Below are 7,524 nucleotides of genomic sequence, written 5' to 3'. Positions count from 1 at the left end.
TCGATTATGCCCTGCGCTGGCAGCACTCCTTAGGTGACTGGGAAATGGGATTGTCTTATTTCGACGGTACATCCCGTGAACCTGAGTTGTTGCAGCACTTTGATGAAAATGGCGAACTGGTTATCCAACCTTATTACGCACAAATTCAACAATATGGTGTGGATATATTAAAAGTGCAGGGGGCATGGTTACTTAAGTTTGAGGGGATTTATCGAACAGGCCAGAGTGAAGATTTTGCCGCGGCGGTTGCTGGATTTGAACGCACCACGGTTGGCGTGTTTAACACCGCCTATGACCTGGGTTTTTTGATGGAATATCAATTTGATGAGCGTGAAGATAACTTTTTTGCCACCGGTCAAAATGATCTTATGCTCGGTTTACGTTGGATATGGAATGACATTGACGGCACTGAAATCTTAACTGGATTTATTCAAGATTTAGATAACAGTGAGACCTACAGTGCATTTATCGAATCATCCAGTCGTATGACTGACAATTGGCGCTGGAAAGTGGATGCCTACTTTTTCTCATCCAATGATACAGATGATACCTTTTGGTATATGCGACGGGACGATCATGTTCAGGTCGCCTTGGAATATTTTTTCTAATAGAGAGACATGACAATGAATAAAGGAATATTTACCGCCGCTTGCCTTTCACTGGCTTGTTTTGGGGCTCAGGGAGTCGAACGCATGTATGGTATTGCCAGTGTGGGCTATGCAGATGTGGAATTTAGCCAAGCCGATAACAGCAAAGTGGGTTACAGCTTGGCATTAGGGCATCAATTCAGTGATCAATGGTATGTGGAAGGGGGTTACCTTAACCTCATCGATGAGCAAGACGGCTTAGATACCATTGAAGCTGAAGGGCTTTATCTGGCGCTGTTGGGAAAAGCCGCGAATATGGACGGTGAACTCTACTACAAATTGGGCGTGATGGACGCAGATATCCAAGGTTATCAGGATGATACCAGTGAGGATAGCTTGTGTACGGTATCTGATAACGCCACCAATAACCTCTGTGCCTATGATGAAGGTATTATCGCAGGGATGGTTGGTTTAGGTTTCGATTATCATGTTGGTTTTAACAGTATGATTCGAGTAGAAGGGCTGTATCTTCGCGGTGAACACGATTTTGAAGCTAGCCTTGTGAGTATTGGTTTCCGTTATAATTTTAATTAATAACCTCAGTGAAAAGTAATCTTCTACACAGGTTTAACGGTACAAATAAACATAACGCGTTAATGGGTGAGGAAGAATGAAGAACGATTTAGACAGCAAGTTTTTGTTACGGGTATTCGATAAAATCCGTCAAGAAGGCCGTAAAACTGATGACAAATACCGATTGAACGGTATTGTGGCCTTTACTGATCTCGATGGTTATACCCTTTTTGTCGAAGATGCGCAGGTGAAACTACAGTTTGGTTTTCATAATCAATATCATTATGACTACCCTTCTGAGTCTGCCTTCGAGCAATTTGAAAAAAAGCTCAAAGAAATCGATCAAAAGTACTGACAGTGATCGGGAACTTAGGCGGCCAACTAAAGCTAAAAAGCAAACCGTTTTGCGCGTCAAAACCGAAAGAAATTCGGTTTAAGCCGGTAGGCTAAGGACGTACAAATAGGTACAATAGCGGCCAAGTCACCCCCAGGAATAGAAATTTTTGTCTGTTGAAATTAAGCCCCCTGAATTTAAACTTTCCTATTTAGGCCCGAAGTACTGGGGCGTTTGGCTAGGCGTCGCCGTACTGTATCTCTTATTGTGGCTTCCCTTTCCCATTATTCGTCTGCTTGGCGCTGGAGCCGGAAAGCTTATTGCGCTTTTAGTGCCAAAACGTATCAAGGTGGCCAGAACCAATTTTGCACTGATGTACCCCAATATGGATGAGGCCCAGCGCGAGGCATTATTGAAAGCCAATATTCGGTGTGCTGGTATGGCCTTATTTGAAACCGGCATGGGGTGGTGGTGGCCTGCTTGGCGGGTAAAAAAACACGTAGTGATTGAAGGCTATGAACATGTGGAAGCGGCGCTATCTCAAGGCCGGGGCGTATTTGGCATGGCGCTACATAACATGAATCTTGAAATTGCCTGTCGCGGGTTAGGGTATACCCACCCTTCCATTGCCTTTTATCGTAAGCACGATAATCCGTTAATGGATTACCTGCAATATCATGGCCGTGCTCGATCGAACAAATACATGATCCATAAACGCAATGCCCGGGCACTGTTAGCGGCCTTGGATAATAAGGAACTGTGCCTGTATCTGCCGGATCAGGATTATGGGCGTGGACAAAGTATTTTTGTCCCCTTTGGCGGAGTTAAAGATACGGCCACCACCACGGCCACCTTAATGTTTGTGCGGCGGACAAAAGCAGTACCTATTATGATCACTTCTCAGTTTACGGCTTCCGGTTACAAGGTGAAATTTTATCCGCCCCTTGAGGCGTTGGGCACCCTCGATGACATTCCGGCTTTAACCCTATTAAATCAAAAAATTGAAGCGGCGGTGAATGAACAGCCTGAAAGTTATCTTTGGATGCACAAACGATTTAAAACCCGGCCAGATAAATCGGCACCCTCTTTGTACCAATAGATAGTTCACAAATTATGTCTCGAACTGGCGTAATCAAACGGCGTTATCAAATCTGCTGATATTGATTTATAGTAGGTAAGTATAATGGAGTGATGGAAATAGGATATGGCAAAGAATACCCAGTCTGACGTCGTTTTTTGGGCAAAACACTTAGGTCTTGCCCTCGCTTTGGTGATCATCGCTGTCATTATCATTTTTCTGTATAAAAAAAATGCCTCGGCGCCGGTGCCCGAAGGAGCAACCAAAGAAAAATCTGTCTCTCAAGGGTTAAGCAATTTCTATCGCGAATACAGGATGTCTTCTACGGACCCCATTGAAGACGAGAGCAGTGATTTTGTTCTAGATTTGGACAACAATGGACAAAGTCTGGATGAACAACTGGCAAACATGTCCAGCAGTTTTAAACCTGCAGATAAAGACTGGGTGGGCGAGCACAAATATCGTAGTTTTAAACCGGGCAACACCTTACGAGAAGCCATAAGTAATTACGCGCAGTCAGAGGGGATGCAAGTGATTTGGGATCTAGAGCAGGATTTCGTGATCAAATATCACTTTCAGTTGGATAATACCATTGTGGGTTCTCTGTCAGAAATAGCCAAAGCCATTGATTCTAACTTCGAAAAAACGGTGAAAACCTATGTGTGTCCTTCCCAGCGTACCCTGGTGGTCACGTACAAGGAGACCGACTTTTTGCTAAAAAATTGTACGGTGGTGAATTAACGCCTGGTTTTTGTTTGAGCGGCAAACCTAAGGCGAAGTACACCCAATACCTTCGCCTCACCGGTTTGTTACACGTCTAAGGATTGGTGGCTTCCTTTTCTTCTATAATGTGCTGCCATATATCACTCACCGCTTGGCGGGTCTCGTCGAGTTCTTTTGAGTGATGGGCAAAACGATGATCGGCCAATGTCAGCTGATGATAGTGATTTCTCAGTGTTAAATAGGCCGATTGAAGGGTTTTAGCATCGCCCGGGTTAATGATGCCCAGTTTGTCTGCTTGCGCCAGAATACGCAAATTATCGGGGTAGTCGGTGATTTCGGGGTGACGATTTGCCCAACTGAGTACCCAAAACTGCGCCATAAACTCAATATCGGTAATGCCGCCACTACACTGTTTTAAATCTATTCCCTCATCACTGTGATTTAACAGGTGCGTGCGCATTTTTTCCCGCATGGCACTCACATCCTGTTTCAAGGTTGCCACATTTCTGGGCAGGCATAGTATGTGTTTTCTGATGTCCTCAAAGCGGCTCAGTAGTGTGGGTTCTCCGGTGATCCCACGGGCACGAACCAATGCTTGGTGTTCCCATGTCCAGGCATCTTCACGTTGGTATTTTTCATAGCCATCAATGTGACAACACAATAAGCCCGCATTGCCTGATGGACGTAGTCGTAGATCGGTTTCATACAACTGACCAAACAGGGTTTTTGTATTGAGCAAATGCATCATACGTTGGGCTAACTTGATATAAAATTGGGACGCGCCCAGCTGGCGTTTCCCGTCTGTGGTGCTGTCGCTAGGGGCGTTGTGAACAAACACCAAATCCAGATCGGATCCATATCCCAGTTCATATCCGCCTAGTTTGCCATAGCCGATAACGGCAAAACCCTTGTGCTCGTCAGTAAGGTGAGTCGGTTTACCATATTTTTCCGTTATTTGTTGCCAGGCATGGGTCAGTACGCTTTCTATAATGACTTCGGCTAGGGCGGTAAGTTTGTCACTGACACAGGCAATGGGTAAGGAGCCGCTGATGTCGCTGGCTGCTATACGCAATTGTTGGCATAGCCTAAACTGTCGCCAGGCGTCCATAACCAATTCCACATCCTGAGGCTCAATACGTAACAGTGCCTGACGTAACTCGTCTTGGTATATGTCCCTGCTTTGGCTGATATTAGTATTTTGTTGTTGTAAATACAGCGGTGTGAGCAATTCATCAAGGAGCAGTGGGAAGCGCTGAATTTGCTCGGCAATCCATTCACTGCGATCACATAATTTGATCAGTTGCTTAAGTACGTCCGGGTTTTCCAGCAACAAATCCAGATAGGTTGTACGTCCGGTTATGGCGGAAATAACATTTAACAAGCGGGTGAGGGTTTGACGGGTTTTGTCCGGGGTTTGCTCCACTAATTGGTAAAGCACTTCAGGCATTAATTTATTGAGGGAGTCGGCACCTCGCTGACCTAAGCGGGTGTGACTTAATTTTCCTTTAAATTCCGCTAAGCGCTGAAAGATAATGGCGCAGTCGGCATCACTCAGTGGTGGGCTCAATAGGGCTTTGAATTCCGCTTCATCCAAGGTGAGATGCCAAGCATCGCAACAGCGTTTAAACATGGTATCGTCGTCATCATGGGAATCTTCCGTGGTGTCAATCAGATCTCGGAACATATCATGAATGGTGTGAGTAACCGTATTTAACCCGTCAACAAATTGTGGATAATCGGCAAACCCTAGTGCAGCGGCTAATACCTGCTGACGAAAGGGATCTTCGGGTAACAGTTGGGTTTGTTCATCATTCATTTGCTGCAGGGTGTGCTCGGCCTTACGCAGGAACAGATAGCCGTCATAGAGTGTGTCGATTTCATCACTACTGGCTAGGTCCAGGGCCTTTATGGCATCAAGGGTTTCCCGTAATCCTTTCACTTGTAAGGAGGGCTCCCGACCACCATGAATAAGCTGAAAACTCTGGGCAAAGAATTCTACTTCCCGTATACCGCCAGTACCGAGTTTAATATTACCTTTAAGCTGTCTTCGGCGTTGTTCACTGGCAATGAGCTGTTTCATTTCCCGTAACGAATCGATGGTGGTGAAGTCGAGATAGCGACGGTATGTAAAGGGTTTTAGAATATCTTCAATCATATCCCGGTAAGGGGAGGGCTCATTCAGTACTCGGGCCTTCACCATAGCGAACCGTTCCCAGTGCCGCCCTTGTTCCTGGTAGTAATCTTCAAAGGAGGCCATATGCATCACCAGTGGGCCGCTTTCACCAAAAGGTCGCAAGCGCATATCTACCCTAAATACCTGTCCGTCTACGGTGATTTTATTCAGGGCACTGATGAGTTTTTGTGCCAGTCGGATAAAAAATTGCTGGTTTTCTAATGGCTTTCTGGCTCCAGCGGTTTCCCCTTTCGTTGGATATACGAAAATCAAATCAATGTCTGAGGAAAAATTGAGCTCTTTTCCGCCAAGCTTTCCCATGCCCAAAATAAGCATGGGCTGAGGACCATGCTCACCTTCCGGCGTGCCGTATTGGCGACACAGTTGCTGATAAAGGGTTTGATACGCCCCCATTATCAGGGCATCGGCAAGGGCAGAAACTTGAACGAGGGAGGTACTAATCGGCTGCTGGCCACTTAAATCTCGCCATGCGATGCGTACCATGTACTCATGACGAAACCGCCTTAGCGCTTGGTGTAGCGTGTTTTCATCAGCCCCGTTCAACGTGGGCAAAAGCCGGGCTTGATATTCCTCTGGGGTTAGGGGCAAGTGTTCATCGTTTAGGCAAGTTTCAAACCATTGGGGGTGTTGCAAAAAATGGCGGAAAAGAAATTCACTGCTGCCGAGTATTTCGCTAAAGGTGTCTTTTTTATCGCTGAAGGCTTGTAGCGACGGGTGTTCGTCGGACAGTTGTGACCAATAAGCTTCACCCTTTTGTCTAATAATCCTGTTTTTTATTTCCGTCGTAGGCATAATGTGCATGACCGTCAATCAGTTACTTGTACAGAGTCTGGCACAAAATATTGGTGGTATTCAATCTTACCGTTTTTATTTATTTCCGGAGAGTTTGCTAATGGAAGCGCTCGTTAAACTCACACCTTTGCCCCATGATTTGTGGATATACCTTGTTATTGACATCAGTTTGGCGCTGTTGCTGCTGATGGTAATGAAATGGTTAGCCGGTGCGTTTCGAAAGCATTCGGTGGCTGAGGTGCTGGCTGTACAGGATAATTTTGCCTTTGGAATCAGTACAGCCGGTGGCATGCTATCACTGTGTATCGTTCTCGGCTCAGTGGTGGGGCGTCACGTGGGACAAGGTTATGTCAATGCCGCGATTGGCATGGTGACCTTTGGCTTAGTGGGGATTGTCTTGGTGAAGTTTGGCCGTTTTGCTCACGATAAGATCGTACTGAACAGGCTGGATACAGAAGGATTAATTTCTGAACGTGTTGTCAGTGTTGCGCTGGTGGATGCTGCAAGCTTAATTTCCAGCGCAATTATTTTACGCAGTATGGTGTTGTGGGTCGATGGCAGTGACATGAATGCCCTGATTGCCATCGTCACCGGGTTCACCGTCGTGTTGTGTCTCTTGTTAATGATGACCCGGGTGTATGAAATACGTTATGCCAGAGACAATCAAAATGATTCTTTTCAGGGGGCGTTGCGCAAAGGTCAGTTAGCGCTGGCGGTGGAACATGCGGGGAACCTGCTAGGCATTGCCATGATTGTTTCATCTGCAAGCTATTTGCTTACCTATCATCCTTCAGGGTATGTGAGTAATGTCACTGGATGGCTGATTGTGGGGATCGTATTGTCTTTGGCATTGCTGGTACTGGTCACCATTAGCAAAAAAATCATTTTGTTTGGTTTAAACTATCGTTTAGAAGTGGATCAACAGCACAATATCGGGGTGGCGTGCCTAGAGCTTACTTTAAGTATTGGAATTGCGCTTATTGTTAACGGTGTGCTTGAATTTCTAGCCTGAGTTTAGATAGCCCAAGGTTAAGCTAAATCAAAGGTAGTGCAAACCAGTGTATCGTCAAATGGTGCGGTTAACGGTGTTTTTCCGTGCCTAATAAGGGCGTTTTTTTGCTGTCGAGATAGGCGTTTTAATTGATATTCGGTTTTAAGCGCCTGACTTTTACCCAATGTGCTGGCAATCCATCGCAGTTGTACTGGGCCTTTTCCTTTTAAGGCTTTGGCGCCGCCTTTTAAT

At 45.8% G+C, this 7,524-nt stretch carries 6 protein-coding genes and 2 pseudogenes; 6 read left to right on the top strand and 2 right to left on the bottom strand.

Annotated features, from left to right (window positions below; genetic code table 11):
• The 5 genes and pseudogenes from V5298_RS18090 to V5298_RS18070 form a co-directional block, all read left to right on the top strand.
• Positions 1-608 (top strand): annotated as a pseudogene (locus V5298_RS18090) (hypothetical protein); the annotation flags it as partial.
• A gap of 15 nt (positions 609-623) precedes the next feature.
• Positions 624-1,181, top strand: a complete 558-nt coding sequence (locus tag V5298_RS18085; RefSeq protein ID WP_332932828.1) for an outer membrane beta-barrel protein — start codon at positions 624-626, stop codon at positions 1,179-1,181.
• 76 nt (positions 1,182-1,257) lie between these two features.
• On the top strand, positions 1,258-1,515 hold the full coding sequence (locus V5298_RS18080; RefSeq protein ID WP_332932827.1) for a DUF3081 domain-containing protein: 258 nt from the start codon (positions 1,258-1,260) through the stop codon (positions 1,513-1,515).
• Positions 1,516-1,663: 148 nt separating this feature from the next.
• A complete protein-coding gene (gene lpxL, locus V5298_RS18075; protein ID WP_332932826.1) occupies positions 1,664-2,593 on the top strand; it encodes an LpxL/LpxP family Kdo(2)-lipid IV(A) lauroyl/palmitoleoyl acyltransferase in 930 nt (309 codons plus the stop codon).
• A gap of 105 nt (positions 2,594-2,698) precedes the next feature.
• The gene (locus V5298_RS18070; protein ID WP_332932825.1) at positions 2,699-3,313 is read left to right on the top strand and encodes a TcpQ domain-containing protein; all 615 of its coding nucleotides are present in this window, start codon (positions 2,699-2,701) and stop codon (positions 3,311-3,313) included.
• Between the two features lie 76 nt (positions 3,314-3,389).
• Here the strand turns inward: V5298_RS18070 and glnE are convergent, their stop codons facing one another.
• Positions 3,390-6,281, bottom strand: coding sequence for a bifunctional [glutamate--ammonia ligase]-adenylyl-L-tyrosine phosphorylase/[glutamate--ammonia-ligase] adenylyltransferase (gene glnE / locus V5298_RS18065; protein WP_332932824.1), 2,892 nt, complete (start codon positions 6,279-6,281; stop codon positions 3,390-3,392).
• Positions 6,282-6,381: 100 nt separating this feature from the next.
• Here glnE and V5298_RS18060 point away from each other — a divergent pair, with 100 nt between their 5' ends.
• Complete coding sequence (locus V5298_RS18060) at positions 6,382-7,293, top strand: DUF350 domain-containing protein (RefSeq protein ID WP_332932831.1); 912 nt, start codon at positions 6,382-6,384, stop codon at positions 7,291-7,293.
• Between the two features lie 17 nt (positions 7,294-7,310).
• Here the strand turns inward: V5298_RS18060 and V5298_RS18055 are convergent.
• Positions 7,311-7,524: pseudogene (locus V5298_RS18055) on the bottom strand (hypothetical protein); the annotation flags it as partial.

The organism is Alteromonas sp. 14N.309.X.WAT.G.H12, from assembly GCF_036697315.1.
In the GTDB taxonomy this organism is placed as follows: domain Bacteria; phylum Pseudomonadota; class Gammaproteobacteria; order Enterobacterales; family Alteromonadaceae; genus Alteromonas.
Note: the sequence above shows the minus strand (reverse complement) of the source record. Positions and strands in the feature narration are given on the sequence as shown.

Bases quoted from the DNA above. Each gene is read 5' to 3' on its own strand.
- V5298_RS18085 (WP_332932828.1), top strand. From the start codon at position 624: ATGAATAAAGGAATATTTACCGCCGCTTGCCTTTCACTGGCTTGTTTT.
- V5298_RS18080 (WP_332932827.1), top strand. From the start codon at position 1,258: ATGAAGAACGATTTAGACAGCAAGTTTTTGTTACGGGTATTCGATAAA.
- V5298_RS18070 (WP_332932825.1), top strand. From the start codon at position 2,699: ATGGCAAAGAATACCCAGTCTGACGTCGTTTTTTGGGCAAAACACTTA.
- glnE (WP_332932824.1), bottom strand. From the start codon at position 6,281: ATGCCTACGACGGAAATAAAAAACAGGATTATTAGACAAAAGGGTGAA.
- V5298_RS18060 (WP_332932831.1), top strand. From the start codon at position 6,382: ATGGAAGCGCTCGTTAAACTCACACCTTTGCCCCATGATTTGTGGATA.